The sequence below is a fragment of the Apibacter sp. ESL0404 genome (genome assembly GCF_019469245.1).
Classification (GTDB): Bacteria; Bacteroidota; Bacteroidia; order Flavobacteriales; family Weeksellaceae; genus Apibacter.
Window position 1 is genome coordinate 210,528 of record NZ_CP048267.1, and the last position, 26,548, is coordinate 237,075.

General features: G+C 31.8%; 14 protein-coding genes. 5 read left to right on the forward strand and 9 right to left on the reverse strand.

Going from position 1 to position 26,548, the window contains the following annotated elements:
* Nucleotides 1–52 precede the first annotated feature (52 nt).
* From GYM72_RS00840 to GYM72_RS00850, 3 genes are all read right to left on the reverse strand, one after another.
* Nucleotides 53–1,417: an MATE family efflux transporter gene (locus GYM72_RS00840; RefSeq protein WP_220264376.1), complete on the reverse strand. Its 1,365-nt coding sequence runs from the start codon at nucleotides 1,415–1,417 to the stop codon at nucleotides 53–55.
* Nucleotides 1,418–1,536: 119 nt separating this feature from the next.
* On the reverse strand, nucleotides 1,537–2,241 hold the full coding sequence (locus tag GYM72_RS00845) for a response regulator transcription factor (protein ID WP_105296279.1): 705 nt from the start codon (nucleotides 2,239–2,241) through the stop codon (nucleotides 1,537–1,539).
* 7 nt (nucleotides 2,242–2,248) lie between these two features.
* Nucleotides 2,249–3,805 (reverse strand): sensor histidine kinase KdpD, encoded by a 1,557-nt coding sequence (locus GYM72_RS00850; RefSeq protein WP_160565859.1) that lies wholly within the window; start codon nucleotides 3,803–3,805, stop codon nucleotides 2,249–2,251.
* Nucleotides 3,806–3,984: 179 nt separating this feature from the next.
* On the opposite strand from GYM72_RS00850, the gene GYM72_RS00855 reads away from it, so the two are divergent.
* From GYM72_RS00855 to GYM72_RS00865, 3 genes are all read left to right on the forward strand, one after another.
* Nucleotides 3,985–5,667: a glutamine--tRNA ligase/YqeY domain fusion protein gene (locus GYM72_RS00855; RefSeq protein ID WP_220264377.1), complete on the forward strand. Its 1,683-nt coding sequence runs from the start codon at nucleotides 3,985–3,987 to the stop codon at nucleotides 5,665–5,667.
* 11 nt (nucleotides 5,668–5,678) lie between these two features.
* On the forward strand, nucleotides 5,679–6,539 hold the full coding sequence (locus GYM72_RS00860) for a DUF2911 domain-containing protein (RefSeq protein WP_220264378.1): 861 nt from the start codon (nucleotides 5,679–5,681) through the stop codon (nucleotides 6,537–6,539).
* A 129-nt stretch (nucleotides 6,540–6,668) separates the two neighbouring features.
* Complete coding sequence (locus GYM72_RS00865) at nucleotides 6,669–7,469, forward strand: rhomboid family intramembrane serine protease (RefSeq protein ID WP_220264379.1); 801 nt, start codon at nucleotides 6,669–6,671, stop codon at nucleotides 7,467–7,469.
* Here GYM72_RS00865 and GYM72_RS00870 read toward each other — a convergent pair.
* The 4 genes from GYM72_RS00870 to rsmG form a co-directional block, all read right to left on the reverse strand.
* Complete coding sequence (locus GYM72_RS00870) at nucleotides 7,464–7,685, reverse strand: PspC family transcriptional regulator (RefSeq protein ID WP_105296274.1); 222 nt, start codon at nucleotides 7,683–7,685, stop codon at nucleotides 7,464–7,466. The two genes, GYM72_RS00865 and GYM72_RS00870, sit on opposite strands and share 6 nt — an antisense overlap.
* A 71-nt stretch (nucleotides 7,686–7,756) precedes the next feature.
* The gene (locus GYM72_RS00875) at nucleotides 7,757–9,505 is read right to left on the reverse strand and encodes a hypothetical protein (protein ID WP_220264380.1); all 1,749 of its coding nucleotides are present in this window, start codon (nucleotides 9,503–9,505) and stop codon (nucleotides 7,757–7,759) included.
* Between the two features lie 21 nt (nucleotides 9,506–9,526).
* Nucleotides 9,527–12,496, reverse strand: coding sequence for a tetratricopeptide repeat protein (locus GYM72_RS00880; RefSeq protein WP_220264381.1), 2,970 nt, complete (start codon nucleotides 12,494–12,496; stop codon nucleotides 9,527–9,529).
* A gap of 4 nt (nucleotides 12,497–12,500) precedes the next feature.
* Nucleotides 12,501–13,127 carry a 16S rRNA (guanine(527)-N(7))-methyltransferase RsmG gene (gene rsmG, locus GYM72_RS00885; protein WP_160557541.1) on the reverse strand — a complete coding sequence of 209 codons (627 nt, stop codon included), beginning with the start codon at nucleotides 13,125–13,127 and terminating at the stop codon, nucleotides 12,501–12,503.
* Between the two features lie 298 nt (nucleotides 13,128–13,425).
* Between rsmG and GYM72_RS00890 the strand changes: the two genes are divergently transcribed.
* Nucleotides 13,426–15,555 carry a Tex family protein gene (locus GYM72_RS00890; protein WP_220264921.1) on the forward strand — a complete coding sequence of 710 codons (2,130 nt, stop codon included), beginning with the start codon at nucleotides 13,426–13,428 and terminating at the stop codon, nucleotides 15,553–15,555.
* 279 nt (nucleotides 15,556–15,834) lie between these two features.
* Entirely contained in the window at nucleotides 15,835–24,135 is an 8,301-nt protein-coding gene (locus tag GYM72_RS00895) for a T9SS type B sorting domain-containing protein (protein WP_220264382.1), read from the forward strand.
* A 106-nt stretch (nucleotides 24,136–24,241) separates the two neighbouring features.
* On the opposite strand, the gene GYM72_RS00900 is transcribed toward GYM72_RS00895, so the two are convergent.
* Complete coding sequence (locus tag GYM72_RS00900; protein WP_220264383.1) at nucleotides 24,242–24,688, reverse strand: GatB/YqeY domain-containing protein; 447 nt, start codon at nucleotides 24,686–24,688, stop codon at nucleotides 24,242–24,244.
* A 22-nt stretch (nucleotides 24,689–24,710) separates the two neighbouring features.
* The gene (ftsZ, locus tag GYM72_RS00905; RefSeq protein ID WP_220264384.1) at nucleotides 24,711–26,537 is read right to left on the reverse strand and encodes a cell division protein FtsZ; all 1,827 of its coding nucleotides are present in this window, start codon (nucleotides 26,535–26,537) and stop codon (nucleotides 24,711–24,713) included.
* Nucleotides 26,538–26,548: the final 11 nt, after the last annotated feature.

A 26,548-nucleotide genomic window follows, 5' to 3' on the forward strand; every position in this document is an offset into this window, starting at 1 on the left:
ATCGCAAATATAATCAAAAAAAAAATAATTTTAACATTTTGTTAATATTAATTTATATTAAGTTTTTGATCTTGCGAACCTGCCAAATAAAGATAATTATAGCTAAAATAGTAGAGATTGTATCGGATAAAGGGATAGAGTACCACACTCCGTTTAAATTTAAGTAGTTAGGTAGAATAAATAATGAGGGAACAAGTAGTAAGAATTGTCTGCTCATACTTAATATAAAAGCAATAACAGCTTTTCCAATACATTGAAAAAAATTGGAAATAACCATTTGTATACCGCTTAATGGTAAAGTAATGGTCATTATTTGTAAAGCTAAAGATGCTTCTTTAGCTAATTTTGGGGAAGGATTAAAAGGTTTAACAACAAGTTCAGGGAATAAAAAACCGAATAAAAAACCTAGAAATCCAATAAAAAATCCGGTTTTAAGGCTGTAAGTTAACGTGTCCTTAACCCTATTCATATTTTTAGCTCCGAAATTATAACCTATAATAGGTTGCATCCCTTGAGTTAAACCTACTAATACCATTATAAATACCATGATCAGGCGATTGGCTATGGTATAAGCTTCTATGGCCGTGCTGCCTCCGTAAATATTCAGCCTGTTATTTATGAAAAAAACGACAACAGATGCAGCAAGTAACATGAAAAAAGGAGCAAACCCCACATTAATTATGGACCATATGATCTTATAATTGGGTTTTAAACTTTTCCAGTGAAAATATACAATGGAATTAGAATTAAAAAAATGTTTTAATACAACGCACAAACCTATCGCCATGGAAATATTGGTTGCTATGGCAGCACCTTTCATTCCCCATTTCAATACAAATATAAAGATGGGAGCTAAAATAATATTGGCTACAACACCTATAAGCATCATATACATGGCTTTTTTAGGATATCCTGATGCTCGCATGATACTGTTGAGAGCATAATTAACGGTTAAAAATATATTTCCCGGAAGATAATAGTGTAAAAATTCTTTTGCAAATGGGAATGTTTGAGGAGTAGCTCCAATACCAATAAGTATCGGATCCATGTAGGCATACATACCTACGATTAACAAGAAAGTTAATGCGGTAGCTAATAAGATGGAATTTCCCAATACGATATTGGCAGATTTCATATCTTTTTGGCCTAGAAAAATTGAGGTACGTGTAGACGCTCCGGCTCCAACCAGCATACCTATTCCTGAGATAAGGTTCATTATGGGAAGAAGAACTCCCAGTCCTCCTATAGCATGATCTCCCAAATTTTCTCCATGACCTATATAAATACTGTCAATGATATTGTATAAAGCAATTACTATAGTTCCTATAATAGCCGGAACGGCATATTTCCAAATAAGTTTGCCGGGTTTTTCATTCTCCAGCTCTGAGATGTTTTGAGATTTATCTATAGCCTCCATTCGTAATAATTAAGATCGTCTGTTTTTTAATAAATAGTTAGTTAAGTAAAGGAAAAGAATAGGTTATTAATCCTTTTTATGAAGATTAATAATCTATTCCATATAGTTTTTGAGAAAGATTAATCTTTCACTAATAAGCGAAAACCTTCTCCATGAATATTTACGATTTCTACATTGTCGTCATCTTTAAGTAATTTTCTGATTTTAGCAATGTAAACATCCATGCTGCGAGAAGTGAAATAATTATCATTATGCCAAATTTTAGTTAAGGCTTCTTCTCTTGGCATAAGATCATTTTTATACTTGCAAAGAAGTTTTAACAGCTCATTCTCTTTAGGAGATAATTTATGCATTTTACCGTTAACCTCTAATTGACGTAATTTGGTGTTAAATTTAAAATTGGAAATTTCATAAATTTCTTTGTCTTCATTTTCAGAATTAACGGAAGAATTGGAATTCCTTTGAAGAACGGCATTAATTTTATACAATAAAACTTCAGAATCAAATGGTTTAGTTATATAATCATTAGCGCCAAGTTTATATCCGGTAAGAATATCCTCACGCATATTTTTAGCTGTTAAAAAGATAATCGGAACATCCGGATTAATGTCAATAATTTCTTTAGCTAATGTAAAGCCGTCTTTTTTCGGCATCATTACATCGGAGAGACAAATATCAAAATTGTCTGCTTTAAATTTTTCTAACCCATCCTCACCATCAACAGATAGGGTTACATCGTAATCGTGAATAGAGAGGTAATCTTTTAAAACAGCACCAAAACTTGGATCATCTTCTACTAATAATAGCTTTACTTTTTTATCCATGATATTTTTAATTTAGAGGAATACGTACAATAAAAGTGGTTCCTTTATGTAATTTACTAACAACTTTAATACCACCATTATGTAACTTAATAATATTTTTTACGTAGGTCAAGCCTAATCCGTGACCTTTTACATTATGTATGTTTCCGGTTTCTTCCCGATAAAATTTTTCAAATATTTTTTTTATAACGTTTTCAGACATACCTTTTCCTTTATCTGAAATTTCAACTACGTAATCATTTTTATCGTTGTAAGTTTTTACCGAGATTTCAGGTTTTTCTAATGAATATTTGTTCGCGTTGTCTAATATGTTAACAAAAGCATTGGTGAGATGAAATCCATCTACATTTCCAATATATTTATCTGCTAAATACTCTTCTTTGATTGTTCCCCCTCGTTGTTCCACTTGTACCCGAACAGTTTTAATGCTATTTTTCAGGATTTGTCGAATATCTGTTTCTTTTCGGATCAATTGAAGTGCATTTCGTTCAAGTTTCGACATTCTCAAAACCATTTCCACCTGTTTTTTCATTCTATCATTTTCCTGCTTGATTAAAGAGGTATAGAATTTCATCTTTTCCGGTTCTGATTGAACTTTCTCCGAATTTAGCGCATCCGTAGCAATATTAATGGTCGCTATAGGAGTTTTAAATTCATGAGACATATTATTTATGAAATCAGTTTTTATTTCAGAAATCTTTTTTTGCTGGGACATATAATATATGGAAGCAATATATATAGCAATAATAACCAAAGTAGAAGCTATGGTTACTCCAATAGCTCCCAAAATAGGATTTAGTACGGAATATTGTTTAGAAGGAAAATAAACGGATAAATAATATTGGGTATTATCTTTTCCGTCAGAAAATAAAACTACATTGTAATTTTGAGTAAACTTATTACTTAAGATAAAATCATCACTATGGATTTTAGTTAATTTAAGTTTATTGTTGAGCACTCCGCATTTAAATTCAGTATTAATATTGTGCTTTTTAAGTTCTAAGCTAACCACTGAATCTATTAGCTGCATGTTAATCCTGGATTCCAAACTCATCTGGTTTACACTCAATCTTGCAAATTCGTCTAAGGTAAATTTAGGGCTTACAAAACTATTTTCAATATTTTTTTCAATCGGTTTAATATTGGTTTGAAGTGAATCTTTTTTAATTTTTAATACGCCTTCATCCGTTAGTAAATTGGTGATTTTTAAAGTATCTTTTTTTGAAAAAGGAATGATGAGAGGCTTTTTATTAACGATTGTTTTTTTATAAATGATGTATTTAACAGACTGAGAGTCAATAACACTCATGGCTGTTTGGATGGTGCTGGAATCTTTTTGATTATTGATGTCTTGATAGAAATTAGTAAATGGTTTGTAAAATTTATTAATCTCTATAGTATTAATTTTTTTGGAAGAATTATTTAGTGCTTTGTATACACGAGATGAAAAATCCTGTTCACCTGCATCTATAGCTTGTTTCAGCCAAAAAATCTGCAATCCCACAAAAACTATAAGGGAAATGGTCATTAATCCCGATAAAATAGGGATGAAACGTTCCTTCATAGTACAAAATTAATCATTTTAACCGATGAAATTTACGACATATCGAAAATTTTCAATATTTTTAAAATCTTATCTGATTAAAAATAAAGCTAAAGAAGTATTTATTACGTTTAAAATATTATATGGAGAATAATTTTAAAAATGATTTAAATTTGTACGTCTTATAACTATATTATATTATGCACCAAGAAGAAAAAAAATCTTTAAATTTTTTAGAGCAGATAATTGAAGAAGATTTAGAAAATGGTTTTCCTAAAGAGAAATTAAGGTTTAGATTTCCACCTGAGCCTAACGGCTATCTTCATGTAGGCCATATTAAGGCCATTTGGATAAATTTCGGATTGGGGCAGAAATATAATGTACCCGTTAATTTACGATTTGATGATACTAATCCGGTTAAAGAAGATCAAGAATATGTTGACGCGATTAGAAAGGATGTAGAATGGCTGGGATATACTTGGGATAAGGAATGTTATGCTTCTGATTATTTTCAACAGTTATATGAGTGGGCTATACAATTAATTAAAGAAGGAAAAGCATATGTTGATAATCAGACTTCAGAAGAGATGAATGAGCAGAAAAAAAATCCTTTTGAAGAAGGTATCGAAAGTCCTTATAGAAACAGGAGCATAGAGGAAAACCTTGATCTTTTCCAAAGAATGAAAGAAGGAGAATTTGAGGAAGGAAGTTGTGTACTTCGCGCAAAAATAGACATGAAATCTCCTAATATGAATATGAGGGACCCGGTAATGTATCGTATTTTAAAAAAACATCATCAAAGAACCGGTAACGATTGGTGTATATATCCTTTATACGATTGGACACATGGAGAATCAGATTACATAGAGCAGGTTTCTCATTCTTTATGTTCTCTGGAATTTGAAAATCACCGACCTTTATATGAATGGTTTTTGGATCAAGTATACGATCCGGCAAAAGTTAAAAGTAAGCAACGTGAATTTGCCAGATTAAATTTAAGTTATACGATTACCAGCAAACGAAAATTATTGCGTTTAGTAGAAGGAAATTATGTATCCGGTTGGGATGACCCGCGAATGCCTACCGTATCGGGTATGAGAAGAAGAGGATATACTCCTGAAGCTATTAAAGATTTTATGGAACGAGTAGGAGTGGCTAAAAGAGACAACATTATTGATTTTGCTTTATTAGAATTCACGGTACGAGATCACCTTAATAAGATTGCGCCAAGAGTCATGGCTGTGGTCAATCCGGTGAAAGTTGTAATTACTAATTACCCGGAAAATTTTGAAGAAAATGTTACTATTGAAAACAATCCGGAAAATAAGGATGCAGGAGAAAGAGAAGTTCCTTTCTCAAGAGAAATATATATAGAAAGAGAAGATTTTATGGAAGAAGCTCCTAAGAAATTTTTCCGATTGACCTTAGGAGGAGAAGTCCGATTAAAAGGAGCTTATATAATTAAAGCAGAATCTGTAGAAAAAGACGAAAACGGTGTAATTCAAACCATTTATTGCACGTATGACGATAAAAGTAAAAGCGGAAGCGGGACAGAAGAAAGCATGCGAAAAGTGAAAGGTACTTTGCATTGGGTATCCGTTAAACACGCATTACCTATAGAAGTGAGAATCTATGATCGATTATTTAAAGAAGAATCTCCGGATACGCAAGAAGGTGACTTTTTAAATTTTTTAAATCCGGATTCTTTAAAAACTATTCATGGTTTTGCAGAACCCAGCTTAAATGGTACAAAAATTGGAACAAAATATCAATTCCAAAGACTTGGGTATTTTGCAGTCGATGACGATTCAACAGAAAATCATCTAATTTTTAACAGAACTGTAACATTAAAAGATACCTGGGCGAAAATCGCTAATAAATAAAGTTTTAAATTATGAAAAAAATAATTTTTTTAATTGCTCTTTCTTCTTTTTCACTTTTCAGTGGAGCTCAACAAGTAAAAACTCCGGCAGCAAGTTTAAAAGCGGAGGTTGAACAAATGGTAGGTTTAACAGATGTTGAATATGAATATTCTCGACCTAATAAAAAAGGAAGGGTAATTTTTGGCGGACTGGTACCTTACGGCCAAGTTTGGAGGACAGGGGCTAATGAAAATACAACCATTAAGTTTGGGGATGATGTTGAAATTGATGGAAAAACTATTCCTAAAGGTAAATATGCTATATATACAATCCCCCATGAAGATACGTGGGATGTAATTTTTTATTCCGATTCAGAAAATTGGGGAACACCTGAAAAATGGGACGATAAAAAAGTGGTTTTAAAAACAACGGCACCGGTTAAAAAATTGGCAGAATCAGTGGAATCATTTACTATAGGAATAAATAATCTTTCAGATAATTCCGCACATTTACAATTTATGTGGGATCAGGTTTTGGTAGATGTAACTTTCCATGTACCGACACAAAAAATAGCAAATGCAAGTATTGACGGTATATTATCTAACCCAAGAGCAGATGCTAATGCCTATTATGCTTCCGCCAATTATTATTTACAATCTAATGGAGATATGAAGAAAGCTTTAAATTGGATCAATAGAGCTATTGATTTAAAGCAAGGAGAATCCCCTTATTGGTATTACAGAGTTAAATCGCAAATTCAAGCTAAGTTAGGAGATATAAAAGGGGCAATAGATTCAGCTGAGAAATCTTTAGATGGAGCTCAAAAAGAAGGTAATAAAGATTACATTAGATTAAACACCGAATCTATTAAAGAGTGGAAAAAAATATTATAAAATATTAATGTTTAAATAAAAAAACAGAACGGTAAGAGATTTCTTACCGTTTTTAGTAGTATGTAGTTTATAGAAGATAAATTTTTGGATTTTACAATCTGTTCAAATTTGTATTTATAAATAAGGTAAATGCATAAATTTCCGATCCATAAAGAAGCTATTATTATTCCGATCGTATTAGTCGGTGCCATATGGTTGGTATTTCTATTGCAAAATTTATTGGTTTTCAAAGAATGTTATGGAATCATACCTCTTAACCTAAAAGGGTTGAGAGGAGTACTACTATCACCGCTATTTCATGGAAATCTTACCCATATACTCAGTAATACAATTCCTTTATTTGTATTAACATTTTTTACTTTTCAGTTTTATGAAAAATTGGCATATTTCGTTTTACTAAATGGATGGATTATATCCGGTTTTGTGGTTTGGTTACTACCCAATTTTTCTTTACTAAATTCTTCCGTTTTATCTTGTCATATAGGAGCAAGCGGTATTATCTATGTTTTGGCTTCATTTCTTTTTTTTAGTGGAATTTTCAGGCATGAAAAAACCTTACTGGCAGTATCATTAATTGTAGTTTTTTTATATGGGAGCTTAGTTTGGGGAATATTTCCCAGAGAACTTTTTGGCATATACGATGATCGGCCTGTTTCCTGGGAAAGTCATCTGTCGGGAGCAGTAACCGGGTTTATATTAGCTTATATGTTGAGAAGAATAGGGAAAAAAAGAGAAAAACCTCAATGGGATAAGGATGAATATGATCATTCTGATGATGAAAAACTTTGGGAAAAATACCAATTGGAATATCCTGAATATTTTCATGAAGAAGATCCTTCGAAATCTGATTCGACTTCAGAGATTAATAAAACAGACAACGTCCATTACGAAGATGAAAAAGATTCTTTGAAAAATCAAGAGAAACTATAGGTCAAAAACCGAAGGTCGTTTAGTGATAATGCTGTCTTTAATCCAAAGAAAAAATGCTCCGGTAAGATATAAAGCAAAAATTCCACCTAAAGTAATAAATGACAAATAGATAAATAAAAGTCTTAATTTAGACGCCCGTACTCCGAATTTTTCCGATACACGTGAAATTACTTCAAATCCGTTTGCTTCAAATAGGGTGCGTAATTTTTCTATCATAAAAAAGTATATGTTAAGTTAATACATATAAGGTAAAAAATTACAATTTTTTATTTACAATTATCAATTCGCTAAAATTGAACCAAAATACCTCCCAATACTTGAGCTCCTAAGACTTTATAACCTTGAAAGCGTTCGTAATTTTTACTGAATAAATTAGTTCCGTTAACAAATAGTGAAAAATTCTTATATAATTTATATGAAGCCGAAAGATTAAGATCTACATAACTATCTAAAGTAGTTATTCCCTCCCTAACAGATGAAGAAGCAGGATCGTAATAAAAATAATTACTCTTACGCTCACCGGTAAAAAATAATTTTGCTTCTAATTTTAATTTATCTTCTAAAGTTTTATAATTACTATCTAAACCTACTTTAAAATTTGGTAAATTATAAGCATGTTTAAGCTCATCCAGATTGTAATTATGATATTCTCCTTCCAATCCAATAGACAAGTCTCCGGTCCAAAAATATTGTAAAGCACCTTTAACAGTAATAATATTACCATCATCGTACACAGCATTAAAGGTATTTAATCGGTTATAGGCCTTTAATACAGAAGGCAAGGTAAGGTCATAAGGATTTCTCATGAAAAAATAAAGGTTTTCGGCTTTACTGAATGACCCTTCCGCTTCGTACTTAATGCTTTCATCTATATCCCCTTTAACCCCTCCATAAACTTTATATAATATATTGGTAGGTCTTAACAATTGATTGGAATATAAATACGGATTTTCAGAAAATAAATCGGACATATTATTAAGTTTTAAACCGCCATCAATACCGGCATATACATTAATTTCTCTGGCAGCATTGAATAAAAATTCAGCCTTAGGATGGAAGAAAATTTTTGTATTATTACCTTCCAATTCGCCATTATAGGCAATATTAGCACCCACTTTTAAATAAGAACCTTGACTGGAAATTCGTAACACAGGAGAAAATCCGGCAGTTAAAAATGAATATTTATCTTTTGTGTCCAATCCGAAATGCGTATAAGTATAATTAAACAAAACATCTGCTTCCACGCCAAAATTTAAACCGGGTAGCATAAGATTTGCATTTTCAGAACTCTTAGCCAGCTTTGCTTTTAAGTCTATAAAAGTTTCTTTTGAATCAAATTTGTCCCACATATATCCGGCTTTTAAAGAAGCTTTATCCAAATAATTATTACTATACATGTCATAATCGGATTTAAAGGTAAGTTGATTGGTATTTTGCCTTAAGTTCATGTGGGGAGTTGCATGTACTTCCGGTGTGTTAAGACCGTAATAATTAGTACCGTTATAGGTATAATTTCCCGCAAAATGTAATTTTCCAGTTTTTAATTTAAAAATGTAAAAAGCTTCTGCATCAATTGTTGAAGAAGAAGTTTTCCAATCGTATTTGTTTTTAGGACCATCGGTAGAAAGTGCAGACAATTTAATACCGGTCAAATTATTATTTATCGGATAATTAAAATACAAATCCCCCAGTACCGTATTTCTGGTTCCATAACCTAACTTAGCATGATTGTCATAATATGAATTAGTAAAATCAGTGTTTAAGGATTGAGGAGGCAGTTGAGACGTTTGAAATTCAGAAACAGCAGGAACATCAATAATAGTATAATTCAGTGAATCTTTTTTTACTGAGTTGCTTTCGTTAGACGGCGGATATTTATCCGGATCTGTTTTCTTTTTCTCAATATTTTTTACATTAACATTCGGATTTTTCTTTTTTCCAATGGTTAATATTTCTTCTTTAATTTGAGAATATCCTGATGTGGTTGAAATAGTTGCTATTAAAATTAAAATCAGTATTTTATATTGAGTATTCATAAACTTCAAAACGAGATATAATTATTTAATATGGTTAAGTTGAGTTTGGGCATCTTGAACAACATCCGGAAACTCTTTATAATTTTCTATAATTTGCTCCAATATATAAGTAGCCTGATAATTATCTTTAAGGTTTAGATAATTGTTGCTCATTATAAGAAGAGCTTTAGCTCCCCAATACTGCTGATCAGAATATTTAGATGTTAAATTAAATATTACGGAATTACTGGCATCGTATTTTTTATCTTTATTTTTTAATAATGCATTATAGTATAAAGCCTCAGCTTTTACTGCATTGTTTTTAGATTGTTCAAGAGTTGTAAATACTGATTTTGCTTCATTGGTTTTTCCCGAATTGTATAAACTGCGCGCTTTTATCAAAGTGGCTTGTTCTTTTACAGTAGAAGGATTTTTTGAATTATTAAGTACTTTAACAGCCATTTCATTAGCCTTAGTATATTCTTTATGATCGGAATAGATATACATCAATTCTAATTCGGCGAAAGATTTATAATTCTGATTGGAAGTAATTTTATACAAAGATTCTAGCGAATTTTGAGCAGCTTCGTCTTTTTCTTGTTTTATATAAATTTGAGAAAGTCTAACCAAAGCATCTTCCTGAAATTCATTGGATGATTCTGAAACTTCTTTTAATGCCTCTAACGCTTGATTATAATTAGTTAGTTGAAAATAACTTTCTCCTAAATAATAGAGAGAGGTTATTTTACGATTTGTAGTTGGAAACTTAGTTAAAAAAGTCGCAAATTCTTGAGAGGCCGCAGAGTAATCTTTAGATAAAAATTTCTTTTGAGCAGACATAAAAGACAATTCCTCAGCTTCCGCACGGTCCATATTATAGCCTTTTCTATTTGCCCAGTCAATATATTCATTTTCTTTACCGCTTTCAATAAATGCAGTTTTAGCTCCGGTTATAGCTTGTAGAGCATAATCGGTTTTAGGATAATTATCGGCAATAGTTCCATAATTTACAATAGCTTTTTGATATTCTTTTAAACTGGTCAAATTATCAGCAATACCAAGATATGACATAACCACTAAGTCATTATTTTTGGAAGAGCTGATAACTTTCTGATAATAGTTATTTGAATTCTGATAATTTTCAGTTTCAGCGTACGCTGTACCTAATTCAAAATAAGCATCGCTAATTTTTTCCGATTTTGGATATGCTTTTATAAACTTTTCAAGTTCAACAATTTTATTTTTATAATCTTTTTGCAGACCATATACAATAGCTTTTTGATATTGAGAATATTCTCTGTCTTCGATAGAAGAGGTATACGCTTGATCATACATTTGAATTGCTTGGTTAAGCTGATTACTGCCTAATAATGCATCGGCAAGACGTAACTCTGCATCTGCTTTAAATTCTTGCTTTGGATTTTTAAGATATTCTTGAAATGAAATTGCTGCCAAATCGAAATTTTTCAATTTTAAATAAGAATATCCTTTTTGATACATCACTTGCGAACTTTCCGGTATGGTAATTCCGGAATTTTGCAGAAGTTGTAATTTATCAATAGCATTTTGATAATTTCCTAATTGGTATTGACAGTCGCTATACCAATAGAGTGAACGAGCATAAAATTGGGAATTATTTTTAAAAAGTATGGCTTTTTCAAATTCTTGAGAAGCCGATTCTATTTTTCCCTGATTGTATAATTGTACACCGTAGGCATAAGCAACTTCTTGCTCTTTAAGTTTCAACTCCGAAGATTTATTGGGTATGGAAGATAGAAGTTGAGAGGCTTCTGAGAAATTTCCGGAATTAATATATGATTTAACCAGCAATTCATTGATTTCCGATTGATGCTTGGAAGCAGGATATCTTTTTAAATAGGTATTTAAAACTTTGGAAGCAGGCTCATAAGGATTACCTACTTCATAGCTCAATTTCGCATAATTTAAATAGGCGTTTTCTTGAATTTTTTTGTCAAAATCCATTTCAGAAGCAGCTTTGAAAGCAGTTAAAGCTTCTTTCTTTTTATTTGTTTTCAGATAGGAATTCCCTAATTGGTAATATGCATTTTGTGAAATGGGAGAAATATCTCCAACAGTTATTTTATTGAAATAAGTAACTGCTTCTTCATATTTCTTGGCTTGATACAAAACATATCCCATTTGATAATAATCGCTCAAAGTTGGAGAAGCACTGTTTTTTATATAAGATGAAAGATAGGGTTCGGCTTCGGCATACTTTTTTAATTTGAAATAACTTTCCCCTATAATTTTTATTATCTCATTTTTTAACTCAGGATATTGATTAGAGGCTAATAAAGTTTTACCGGTAGATATGGCAGAATCATATTCACCATCATTAAAATAAATCTGAACCATATAAGGCTTGATTTTTTCGGTAAATTCCGGTTGATTTAATAAGGATGTGAATTTTTTCTTAGCTTCAATATGCTCACCGTTAGCATAAGCTATATGACCTAACAAAAAGTCTATTTGATTTTTGTATTGGTTGCTATAGGATCCTTTTTCCAAGTTTTTTTCAGCATTTTCAAAATCCTGATTCATAAATTGAGCATACCCGAGTTTGATGTATTGATTGGCTCTTTTATTAGGAGGAAGTTTGTCTATAGCTACTTTAGAGAGTTCTTCTGCTGCACGAAAATAATCCTGATGTATTAAATAGTAATTTCCCAATTGGAGGTGAGCTCTTTCAGTTAATACGCTTTGCGGATATTTATTGGTAAAAGCATCAAATTTCTTTTCAGCTTCTTCATCTTGTAAGATAAGGCTTATCAGAGCATCGTAAAAATTGGCAATTTCCAATTGATAAGATCTTAGATTAGAAAAGTTAATTAAATCATTAATTATATATTGAGTTCCTCTATAGGCTTCATTTTCATATAATTCCTTTGCGTTGCTTATCTGGTAATTGTTATAATAAATTTCAGATAATTGAGCATTCACAAATAAATTTGCTCCTAATAATGGGATAAGCCATTGGATTTTTTTTCGCATAACTTTAGTGCATATTTTTAATATAAACGACTTTTTTAGTTTTAAAAAATTCCTCGTCAAAATAATCTTTTAATTCATAGAGAGTAGCCTCGGGAAAATTTTTCAATTCTTCAGTTAGATCTCCTCCTTTTAAATATAAAACGCCATTTTGTAAACTATTGATATTCTTAGATGTAAATTTTTCTTTAACCCAAGACATAAAAACAGGCATTTGGGTTACCGCCCGGCTTACTACGAAGTCAAACTTCTCTTTAATTTTTTCGGCGCGAGTATGAATACCAATGACATTATCTAACTGTAATTCTTGTGCAATTTCATTAACAACCCTAATTTTTTTTCCAATGGAGTCGGCCAAAGTAAATTGAGATTCCGGAAAAAGTATAGCTAATGGTATACCCGGAAATCCGCCACCTGTACCAATATCCAAAACTTTGGTCGAAGGAGCGAACTGCATTACTTTTGCTATTCCCAAAGAATGAAGCACATGTTTTTCAAGTAAAGAATCTATATCTTTCCTTGATATAACATTGATTTTTTCATTCCAATTTGAATACAAATCAGGGAGTTTTTCGAAACTATGCAATTGTTTTTCAGTTATCTCCGGAAAATACTTTTGTATTAAGTTTGTCATGGGTATTAATAGATATACAAAAATATAAGTTTTAATAATATAAGACTCTATTTTATAATAGACATTTGCTTTTATTACAACAAAAATAAGGGTTTAAGGAAAAGAAGAAGACTTTTAAAGTCATTTAACAAAATTTATAAAGATCAGACACTAAAGATTAAATTTAATTGGAATAGTATTAATATAAATTATAATTTACTTTTAAAACAAATTATTTTTGATTCGACAATTAATTAATATTACCTATTTTTATAAAATTAAAAACAAACCTACACTACTTAGATATAAAATAATTACTATAAATATGATTTCCTTCATTCAGAAACGAATTGATATCTCTCAAAAAAGCATAGAAAATACGGTGAAATTATTAAACGAAGATCATACCATACCCTTTATTGCCCGTTATAGAAAGGAAATGACCGGAAATCTGGATGAAGTTCAATTATTCAATATATCTAAGTTAAAAACAGATTTTGAAGAAATTCAAAAACGTAAGGAGTTTATTATAAAAAGTATTGACGAACAAGGAGCATTAACCGAAGAATTTAAGCAAAAAATAGAAAATTGTTTCGAACTAACTCTTTTAGAAGATTATTACTTACCCTATAAAAAGAGAAGAAAAACAAAGGCGTCTGTTGCAATTGAAAACGGTTTAGAACCTTTAGCAAAAATCTTAATGGCTCAAAAACCGATTTCAGATTTAACTCTATTAGCCTCAAAATACACCACAGATGGGGTATTGTCAGTAGATGATGCTCTTCAAGGTGCCAGATATATTATTGCGGAATGGATTAACGAAAATAATTATGTACGTTCAAATTTAAGACGTTTTTTTCAACAAACTGCCGTATTGGAATCTAAGCTGATTAAAGGAAAAGAGGAGGAAAAAGAAGCACAAAAATTTTCAAATTATTTCGAATTTTCTGAAAATTTAAAACATTCGCCATCTCATCGGTTTTTAGCAATTTTACGAGGGGAAAAGGAAGGAATTCTACGCGTTAAAGTTAAAGTCGACTCAGAGGAAGCCTTACATATAATAAGCAAACATATAATTAAAACCCATGAAAAATTAATTAAAGATCAACTACTTTTAGCTATAAAAGATTCTTTTTCACGCTTATTAGAACCGGCGCTAAGTAATGAAATTTTCCAGAAAGCCAAAGAGTCTGCCGACCAAATAGCCATTCAAGTGTTTTCATCCAATTTAAAACAATTGTTACTGCAATCTCCTTTGGGGGAAAAAAGAATTCTGGCAATTGATCCCGGATATAAATCAGGTTGTAAGTTGGTTTGTTTAGATGAAAATGGTAATTTATTACATAATGATACCCTATATCCTCATCCTCCCCAAAAAGAAACTAAAGAATCAATTAAAAAAATTAAATCTTTAATTAATGCCTATAAAATTGAAGCCATATCCATAGGTAATGGTACAGCCTCCCGAGAAACAGAACGATTAATACAATCCATAGCTTTTGATTGTCCTCTAAAAGTTTTTGTTGTAAATGAAGCCGGGGCGTCCGTATATTCTGCATCTAAATTGGCTCGGGAAGAATTTCCATCCTATGATGTTACGGTAAGAGGAGCAGTTTCCATAGGAAGACGGTTGTCTGATCCACTTGCAGAATTGGTGAAAATAGAACCTAAAGCCATAGGAGTGGGACAATATCAACACGATGTAGATCAAACATTATTGAAAAAAGAACTGGATGCAGTTGTTATTTCTTGCGTAAACAGTGTAGGGGTTAACCTTAATACAGCCAGTAAATCCTTATTGTCTTATGTTTCGGGTATAGGAGAAAAGATGGCTGAAAATATTGTTCAGTACCGTTCGGAAATGGGAGCATTTTCAACCAGGCAAGACCTGAAAAAAGTTCCCAGACTTGGTGAAAAAGTATTTCAACAAGCATCCGGATTCTTAAGAATTCCAACGTCTGAAAATCCTTTGGACAATTCCGCTGTTCATCCCGAAAGCTATTCTCTAGTTATGAAAATGGCGAAAGATTTAGGAGTAAAATTGGGAGATTTAATCCGAAATAAAGAATTAATTCAAAAAATAAATTTAAACAATTACGTAAACGAGGATGTAGGGATTTTAACTTTGGAAGATATTTGTAAAGAATTGGAAAAACCCGGTTTAGATCCAAGAACACAGGTAAAAATGTTTACTTTCGATCCTTCTTTAAAAACCATAGATGATTTAAAACCAGGAATGAAAGTTCCCGGAATAATCAATAACATCACCAATTTCGGTTGTTTTGTTGATATAGGAATTAAAGAGAATGGATTAGTACATCTTTCTAAAGTATGTAATGAATTCATAACAGACATTAGCACAGTCGTGCATCTTCATCAGCATGTTGAAGTAAAAATAATCGATATAGATAAGGAACGAAAGAGAATTCAATTATCTATGATTGATTAAAAAATTAATAAAATAATATTTAAAAAAATAAGTGTTCTATTACAGAATGTATAATTATTTTAAATATTTAGAATACAAATACTTTATTTTTTATTTCATAAAATAAAAAATATATAAAAATATAAAAGACCTAAAAACTTTTAAATTATATAATTATTCCTCTAATAGTAGTAAAAAAAAATAAGAATTAATATCTTTATCCATTCATTATCCGTATTTATCATAAAATCTGATTTAATAGGGTATTATTTAGTTAAATAATATAAATAAAATTAAAAAATGAAAAACTTTTATTCGTTCGTTATTTTAATATTTTTTATTGGTAAAATTTTTTCACAGAATTTTAAAGAACCCAAGATCTTGATCAAAGATCATAATGGAAATTCTGATACTGTGTATGTTGACTGTGATTATAAGTTTTTTAGAAATAAAAATATTAAACTAAGTGTAGATTATCCTATAATCAAACAAACAGATAAATATGAAGTTTCTTCCATTCAATATCCTTCAAATATAGATTTTACCAAAGGTAATCCGGTATCAACCAGTAACTCCAATGGTAAAAACGATGATGTTTTTGGTAACGATATCATCGATATAGGTTTTAATTTTTGCTTTTATGGAAAAAGTTATAATCAAATTATTGTCAGTGATAATGGAGTAGTCAGCTTTGACCTGTCACAAAAAAATAAAGAATGCCCGTATATTATTTCAGGTAATAATCCAAATTCCGGATTACCTAAAAATTCAATATTTGGTGTTTATCATGACATGAATAATACCACGCCGAGCAAGGTAAAAGTTGCTTATGAAGGGAAAGCTCCCTATAGAAAATTCATAATTAATTTTGATAATTTAAAACAATACGGACCAGATCGAATTTATTCATCTTCTCAAATTGTTTTGTATGAAACTTTTAATATCATAGATATATATGTTGGAAATAAAAGTAAAAACCCCAACACCACTAAAGATAAAAACGCTTTAATAGGGATCATCAATTCCAATGGATACATAGGAATTTCTCCCCCGGGAAGAAATAGGGGAGATTGGGAAGCAAAAAAAGAAGCATGGAGATTTACTCCGAATGGAAATACGGATATTTCTGTTACTTGGTATGAAGGAAATTCTTCAAGTCCAAGTAATTGGGGGAATACTTGGGTAGTCACTCCCACTTCTAACACTTACTTTAGAGCAAAGGTTACTTATAATGGATGTAATAGTTTTTCACTTACTGATACCCTACAGGTGAAGTTTAGCAAAGAATTTCCTACGGCAGTAAAACAATCACCTGCACCTTTTTGTATCAATAATGGAGAAAGTTATACAGTTGATTTAACCTCATATCAACAACTGATAAACCCGGATACAACTTTAAAATTTACCTATTACCGGTATAAAAATTTAACCAATCAGATTTCAGATGAAGAAGCAAAATCCTTTACTTTTTCTAATGATATGACGGTCTATGTAAAAGTATTGAAAAGCGGAGTTTGCTTTGTTTCTACAGAGATAAATCTTAAATTAAATAAGAGGCCTGATTTAAAAGATAACCAGCAATTCATTGTTTGCGATGAAGGCAATGACGATAAGGAGAATGTAAACCTGAATAATTTTAATTATGGAATAAATAAACGGACTACAGAGTATATAATACTGGATGATCAGATGAGAGAATTGCCCGATGTGGTTATACGTAATTATCCGATTGATTTATCAGGAACTAGCGATGATAACGTAAAGTTTTACCTTAAAGCATGGAATAAATCCATAAGGGATAAGTCGTGTTATACCTTAATCGCATTTACTGTAAAATTGGTGAAAAAATTAGAGTTAGAAGAGTATTTAGCTGAAATCTGCGATGTTAGAGAAGGTCAATCCGTAATGATGGATTTAACCAAATATAACTCTAACTTACTAACAAATTCTCCGATCAATCCTTCCCATACTACAGTAAAATGGAAATACTATAAAGATTCCTATTACAGCAACGAAATTTTAAATCCGGATAATTGTATGTTGAGATTAAATAACACTATTTACATCAAAGCGACTCATCCGAATTTTTGTGGAGAAGTAAAAACAAAATTAATTTTAAAAGCCATCGGAGATTGTAGCGATGGTGGCGGAGGCGGTGGTGGCGGCATCGGAGATGGATTGCTATTTCCAACAATATGTGATGCCAATGATACAGAAGAAGTGGATTTAGAATCGTATCTTCCTAACTTTTTGTCCGGTACTTCATTAACTCCTCAAGATATTGAGATTGAAGGTTTTTATAAAGATTTGGCATGTACGGAAAAACTTAAATTAAAGGAATCATCACCCGGCTATATCTACAGTGTAGAGGCACCGGCTAAATCTACTGTTTATTTAAAATATAAGATTAAAAAAAGCGGAATTATAGCAGTAAGCTCAATAACTATCTTCGTATCTAAAAATCAAACATTATATAAGAGGGAATTTGATATATGCGACACATACAATGATGGCATCGAGAAAATATTCTTAAAAGATTACGAAGATTTACTTAAAGATCTTTATACTTATTCATATTCTCATCCATCCTTTGGAAATGATTCAGGTGATAAAATTGTATTTTTTGACAATCAACGTGATCGGGATATGTATTTGGCAGATCCTAAACATGAAAAAGGAATGATTAAAAAGAGTTTTGATCTAACTTCGGATGAAAATCCAAAAATAATATATCCTGCGGTCCGATATAACCGATGCAGCTATGCTTATGATTTGAAATTCAATTTGATAACAATTGAAGAAAAAGTATTGGGTCCCCATACTATTTGTGATTTTAATGATGATGGAATTGAGGTTGTTAATATATTAGAATTTATAAAAGGTTCTAAAAAGACTGATCCAAACAAGCTGGAAGAACTTCTAACTCAAGATCAGTTATCAAGTTTAAAAAATCCTATAAAAGATATAAAAAATTTAAGGTATTATAAAACCAAAAATGAAGCACACGAAGGGGGTAAAGCAACGATTACAGATCCTACTAAATTTCAAATTGGTCTAGGTACTTTATCGGCATTTGTCAAATTAGAATTTAAAAACCAATGTCCCATTATTGTAGAGATTAAATTTAATTTAGTGCCATCCGTACAATTACCGGAATATACAGACTTAGAGGTTTGTGACATAGGGGATGACTATAAAGAAGAAGTAGATTTGTCTAAAATCATACTTGATTCAAAAGGGACAACCATTCAATTTTATCGGTTGATATACGATGCAGAATATGAAATAGATGCTCCCGGTGAATTGTTAGGAACATATACGGATAGCAATACTCCAATTAAGTATCTGGTAAATACGACAACAAATATTACCAATAATGAGATATGCATGAGAGTGGAGGATCCGGTAACTAAGTGTTTTAAGATTATTCGAGTTACAATAAACTTAATTCCTGTACCGACAGTCAGTAATCCAAACATCTATATATGTGATTTTGGAAATAACGGAACAGAAAAAATCAATTCATCAAATTTATATCAACTGGTAACGACCCCACTTATATCAAATAATTCAAAGTTGACGAATCAAATGGGTTATGAATATTATGTAACAGAAAATGATGCAAAAAATGGAACTAATCCGGTAAGTGAATTTGATGTAACCAACTCCACAAAAATTTGGGTTAAGATTAAAACCAAAGATTGTTCGGATTATTTTATGTTAAATTTTTCATTAATTGAATCTCCCATTTTAAAGCAAAATGTAACTGTTACCATATGCAATAATAACACGAAAAATGATCAAGACAGCATTTATGAAACTATTAATTTGGGATATTATAATAGCCTTTTTCTTGATTCCAATATAGATAATAAGGATTTTGAATTTATTTATTTTACTAGAGAGGATGATGCACTAAAAAATCAAAATCGTATTTGGGGGAGTGCTTCGGTTACCCGATTTCCAACCACTTTTTGGGTTAGAGTAAGAAATATAAAAAGTAACTGTTTTTCAATTGCCCCTATAGAAGTTAAAGCATATCCTGAATTAGAGGTAAATCATTTTGCTACCTTATTATGTAATGAAGAAAAAAAGGTAAAAGTTAACTTAAAGGAATATCCATCTCAAATGATTGGAAGTTCATATACACTGAGTGATTTTACTGTTTCCTATCATGCAAGTAAGTACAACGCAATTTATGGGATAGATTTACCTGAGGCAAATTTAGAAGAATATGAAGTTTCAGGAGGAGATGAAGTTTGGGTTAAGTTTATTTACCATAAAACAGGGTGTTTAATTATCCGTAAAGTAGAATTTTTAATTTCTTTAGTTCCTAAAGCCAATGTCCACTTTATAGATATTTGTGATGAAACCGATGGAACCATAGACGGCAAGTATGTAATCAGCAATTTAGATGATTACAAAACTAATATTATTACCGGAGAATCTCTATCCTTTATCAATTCGGAATATGATTTTACTTACTATAGAACAAAACAAGATGCAGAAGAACATAAGAATGAGGTATCGCCTGTAAACTTTACCATCAAACATAATGAATTTACCAATATTCCTCCGGACAATCCGTTTTATACAATCTATGTCAGAATAGATAAAAAAGATAAAACTTGTCCGACCATTACCGCTATATCGGTAAATGTAAATCCACGCCTATTGCTGGATAAACAGGAAGTTGAAATAATAGGATGTATGGACGGTCAGAATAAATCCTTCGTTGACCTTACTTCTGTTTCCAACCGGATTAGTAGTTCTTCTGATGTTCAATTTGAATATTATAAAGATGAAAATCAAGCACGAAAAGGAGAGATCAGTAATGCTGTTGCAAATCCAAATGCTTACCAAACCGGAGTGATAACTACAGATGGATTTTATACATTTGATGAGGTATTTGTCAGAGTAAAGGATAGCAAAGGAATTCAATGCGATAGTATAGCAAAGATTAAAATAAAAGTATTTCCTTATATAAAAGTAGAAAATCAATCCGTTGAAATTTGCGAATACGAATCGGACGCTACAAAATCAAAAATTAATCTTTGGGAGTTATCCCGGTCAATGCTTGAATCAAATGGCATTCCTGATCCAACACGTTTAAATAGAATGTTCAATTCTTTACGAATTATCTACCAAGACAGCAAAGGAGTAGAGATTGGCAGAGTAGAAGACACATCAGGGCCAATACCTAATACTTTAACCAATTACGAACCCCCTGTAGGAGAAAACAAAGTAGAAATAAAAGTTAAATTTGAAAACAAAGAGAACGGCTGTGGAAATGAAGGAACAATAACAATTACCCAAAAAGAAACGCCACGTCCCAATAAGGTAATCTATACCCTGTGTGATGAAGACTTAGACGGAGAGTATAATGACGTATTACTAAAAGATTTAGATAACCTGGTAATTACCCCGTCAGCGAAACTCGAAATTACTTATTACCGCACTCAGTCCGAAGCCTTAGCAGTAAATGATCCGATGATAATTCCGATAGACAAACAAACGTACTTTACCGTGGACTTCCTGAACCCTTTATACGTACGAGTACTGAACCAAGAGAGCGGTTGTATAGGCATAAACGAAGTATGGTTTAAGAAAAATTCCAACCATGTACCAATCCCGAAAGAAGTACGCTTATCAATAAAATGCGATGATTCCCAAGATGATTCAAAAGAAATATTTAATCTACACGAATCAGAACAATTACTGGGCAATTATCCGACAAGCAATTATCGCTATTACAGAAATGAATCAGATGCCAAAGAAGCCTTTAAAAATGAAGCGAAAGGGATTTATACACACCTGACCGAACCTGAAATAAGTAACTATACCAATAGAGAATTATATAAAGAAGGATTATACCTAGTAGATGAAATTTATGTAAGAGTAAAAGACGAAGAAGGCAACTATTGTGATGAAGTATCGAAAGTAAAACTCTATGTATATCCATATTTAAAAGTAGCAAAAGACGAACCGATCATTTGTGAATACGAACCGCAAGGCAGTAAAACCCGAGTAGATTTATGGAGTTCGATATATCCAATGTTGTCATCCAATGGAGAAGAAGCAAGAATAAAAAGCTTCTTACAAGATATGCGAGTAATTTTCCAAGACAGCAAAGGAGTAGAGATTGGCAGATTAGAAGACACATCAGGGCAAATACCTAATACTTTAACCGATTACGAACCCCCTGTAGGAGAAAACAAAGTAGAAATAAAAGTCAAATTTGAAAACAAAGAGAACGGATGTGGAAATGAAGGAACAATAATAATCACTCAAAAAGAAACGCCACGTCCCAATAAGGTAACCTATACCCTGTGTGATGAAGACTTAGACGGAGAGTATAATGACGTATTACTAAAAGATTTAGATAACCTGGTAATTACCCCGTCAGCGAAACTCGAAATTACGTATTACCGCACTCAGTCCGAAGCCTTAGCAGTAAATGATCCGATGATAATTCCGATAGACAAACAAACGTACTTTACCGTGGACTTCCTGAACCCTTTATACGTACGAGTACTGAACCAAGAGAGCGGTTGTATAGGCATAAACGAAGTATGGTTTAAGAAAAATTCCAACCATGTACCAATCCCGAAAGAAGTACGCTTATCAATAAAATGCGATGATTCCCAAGATGATTCAAAAGAAATATTTAATCTACACGAATCAGAACAATTACTGGGCAATTATCCGACAAGCAATTATCGCTATTACAGAAATGAATCAGATGCCAAAGAAGCCTTTAAAAATGAAGCGAAAGGGATTTATACACACCTGACCGAACCTGAAATAAGTAACTATACCAATAGAGAATTATATAAAGAAGGATTATACCTAGTAGATGAAATTTATGTAAGAGTAAAAGACGAAGAAGGCAACTATTGTGATGAAGTATCGAAAGTAAAACTCTATGTATATCCATATTTAAAAGTAGCAAAAGACGAACCGATCATTTGTGAATACGAACCGCAAGGCAGTAAAACCCGAGTAGATTTATGGAGTTCGATATATCCAATGTTGTCATCCAATGGAGAAGAAGCAAGAATAAAAAGCTTCTTACAAGATATGCGAGTAATTTTCCAAGACAGCAAAGGAGTAGAGATTGGCAGATTAGAAGACACATCAGGGCAAATACCTAATACTTTAACCGATTACGAACCCCCTGTAGGAGAAAACAAAGTAGAAATAAAAGTCAAATTTGAAAACAAAGAGAATGGCTGTGGAAATGAAGGAACAATAACAATCACCCAAAAAGAAACCCCACGTCCACAACTGATACCTCAATTTGTGTGTGATGGAGACAATAATGGAAAATATGATGACCTGTTACTCAAAGACCTCGATCCTAAAATTAAAGATAAATCAGGACATAATTATTTAGATCAACGCGTATATGAAATAACCTATCATGAAGGATATAAAAAAGCATTGAACGGAACAGGGGTATTAGATAAAAACAAATATTTTAATTTATCCGATTCAATTTATTGTAGAATTAAAAATATTCAAACCGAATGTATCGGCATTACAAAAATAGAATTTGAAACCAATGATCCTGTAGAACTTAATGATGCTACCCTATATGCTTGTGATGGAGATCAAGACGGATACGCGTATTTTCAACTTCCGTTAATTGAACATTTATTTAAAAATCAACCCAATTCAACAATTCGTTTTTATAGAACCGAAAAGGATGCAAATAATGCCTTGAAAGATGAAGCAATGGGTAAACCTTCAAAACAAATACAAGAACCCGAATTATCTAATTATAAAAGTAATAAAGGATATGTATATGTTCGTGTGGATAATATAGATGATGATTTTTGTCCATCGGTAGCAAAAGTAGAGTTGATTCCTTATGTTTCTCCAACACCTCCTAATGAAATAGTTTATATCTGTCCAAGATATGCTGCATCACTAGACGCAGGAGATGATGGATACGATCAAATCCGATGGTATTTCAAAGGAAAATTAGTTGGAACCGGTCAATATCTGGAAAATGTTAGAGACATAGGTATTTATACGGTTGAACATACTAAAATTTTAAATTATAATATCAGCTGTACTACTACGCATCAAATAGAAGTTAAATTACTGGAAGAACCAATTATTGTTGAATTACAGCAAGGAAAAGATTATATAACCGTAATAGCTAATGGACCGGCTCCGTTGGAATATTCCATCGATAAGATAAATTGGCAAAGAAGTAACACATTTACTAATTTAAAACAAGGAATTTATACATTCTATGTACGTTCCGTTGCCAATTCTTGTGATGCTATAACATCCAAAGGAATAATTTTCGGAATTAATAATGTGATAACTCCCAACGGTGATAATTTTAACGATGCATGGAGAGTATGCGGATTAGATTTGTTTAAAGGCGAAAATTCTCAAGTTAAAATCTTTGACCGATACGGTAAACAAGTTTTTGAAGAAACCTCTAATACATGTTTTGTATGGGACGGAAAACACTTAGGCAGAAATCTGCCGACATCTTCCTATTGGTACATAATTACTATTGCCGACGGGAGAGAATTTACCGGTTGGATTATGTTAAGGAATTACAATGAATCAGATCGATAAAAAGTTTGCTTATAAACAATACAAAATAGAAAAGACATTCATTTACGAATGTCTTTTTTAATTTAAAAAGCCGACTGATAGCATCGGCTTACATACAAAAGATAAATTAGGACAACAACTTCCTAACAGTTTTTGATATTGTTTTTCCTTCGGATTTTCCTTGTAATTTTTTTGAAGCTATGCCCATAACCTTTCCCAGATCTTTAATATCTTGAGCACCGGTTTCGGCTATAATCTCTCGAAGTTCTTTTTCTAATTCTTCAGGAGTAAGTTGTGCCGGAAGGAATTGCTCAATGACTTTTGCTTGTGCTAATTCATTTTCAGCCAATTCATTCCTGTTATTAGCTAAAAATTGTTCATAAGCCTCTTTTCTTTGCTTAACCAATCTTTGTAATAAAGCAATTTCCTGGTCCGGAGAAATATCTTCCGTCTTACCATCCGTTTTAAGTAATAATAATTGAGATTTAATAGCTCGTAATGATTCCAATGCTACTTTATCTTTATCTTTCATGGCGATTTTCATCGCATCCATTATTTTAGTTTCTAAGCTCATAATTATTTGTTTTAGTTAGGGACTAATCAACATTATCATGGAAAAAATTATTCGGTCGTATTTGAACTTCATTAGAATTTTTGTTAAAGTACATATCCGAACTTTTATTAGAATCTATATTTTCATCTAAATTAATACCTTGTCTTTTATAAGCCGGAACTTTTTCTACTTCATCAACATTTTGTTTAGATAATCCTTGAAATTTGCTGTTCAGTTTTTTCAATCGTTCTCTTCTTTCTTGGATTTTTTTCTCCATAAGCTCATTCAAGGATTCTGAAGAATAATTTTTATCTTCAGAAACGGTTTGATCTTCTGTGAAAATTTCCTTTTTTTCTTCAGGAAGCTGAAATTTGTTATTATAAGAACTAAATTCTTCGGTTTCTGTTTGAAAATTTACTTTTTGAGTAAAATCCTCAGCTTCATCTAAAGTGAATATAGTCGATTGGTTTACAGGGGTGTCGGGAAGTTTATCTTCTTTGATTTCCTTAAATGTATTTTCTGTATTAGAAAATAAAGTTGTTTCATTATTTTGGGGAGGATATACATCCTTTTTAATAATATTTATTTCCTCATCAATGGGAAAAGAAGGAACAATCGGATCTTTTCTGTTAGATATTCCGAAAGTGGTTACCTCTTCTTCATCTTCTAGAGTTATTATTTTTTGAATCGTTTTTTCTTCGTTTTTTTCCTGAACATAATTTCCTTTATTAATTGAAGAAATTATTTGTGGTTCATCAGATCTATTATCTTTTTGACTATTGAAATTTGCAGCTTTTGCATTTCCTAAATTCAAGGGATTGGAAGTTGGAAAATCATCTGTTAACGTATGTACGATCTTCTCTTTTTCTTTACCGCTGTTTCTTTCATCGTCTACAGGAAAACCGGTTGCAATGACAGTTACTCTGATACTATCTCCTAAACTTTCATCTTCGCCGATACCCATAATAATATTTGTACTGTTACCGGCCTCAGATTGAATATAATCGTTAATGATACCTATTTCGTCTACTGTTATCTCATCATCGCCGGATACGATTAACAATAATACATTCTTAGCTCCCGTAATTTTATTATCATTAAGCAAAGGAGAATCCAAGGCAGCCATGATAGCATCCTGGGCTTTGTTAGGTCCGGAAGAAACAGCAGATCCCATGATGGCAGTTCCGCTATCTGCCAGAACGGTTTTAGCATCACGTAAATCAATATTGATGGAGTAATTTTTGGTAATAACTTCAGCAATTCCTTTAGCAGCTGTGCTTAGCACCTCATTGGATTTTGAGAATCCGGATTTATAACCCAAGTTTCCATACAATTCTCTCAACTTATCGTTTTTTACGACAATTAAAGAGTCAACGTTTTTCCTGATTTTTTCAAGACCTTTTTCTGCTTGTTCCAATCGCGATTTACCTTCAAAAGAAAAAGGAATAGTGACAATACCAACAGTTAGAATACCCATTTCTTTTGCAATACCCGAAATAATAGGCGCTGCTCCTGTACCGGTTCCTCCTCCCATTCCTGCGGTAATGAAAACCATTTTAGTTTGATCACCTAAAGCATTTTTAATGTCATCTATACTCTCTAGAGCAGCCTGTTCTCCGATTTCAGGATTGGCTCCGGCTCCTAAACCTTCCGTAATGGTATTTCCCAACTGAATTTTATTTGGGATAGGATTATTGATTAATGCCTGTGCATCCGTATTGCAAATTATAAAATCTACACCGGTAATGCCTTGATCATACATATAACCAACAGCATTATTTCCTCCACCTCCGACACCAATTACCTTGATGGCTGAAGTTTTATTTTTGGGCAGCTCAAAAAATAGCTTATTGTTCTCTGTATTATCCATTGTATTCTATC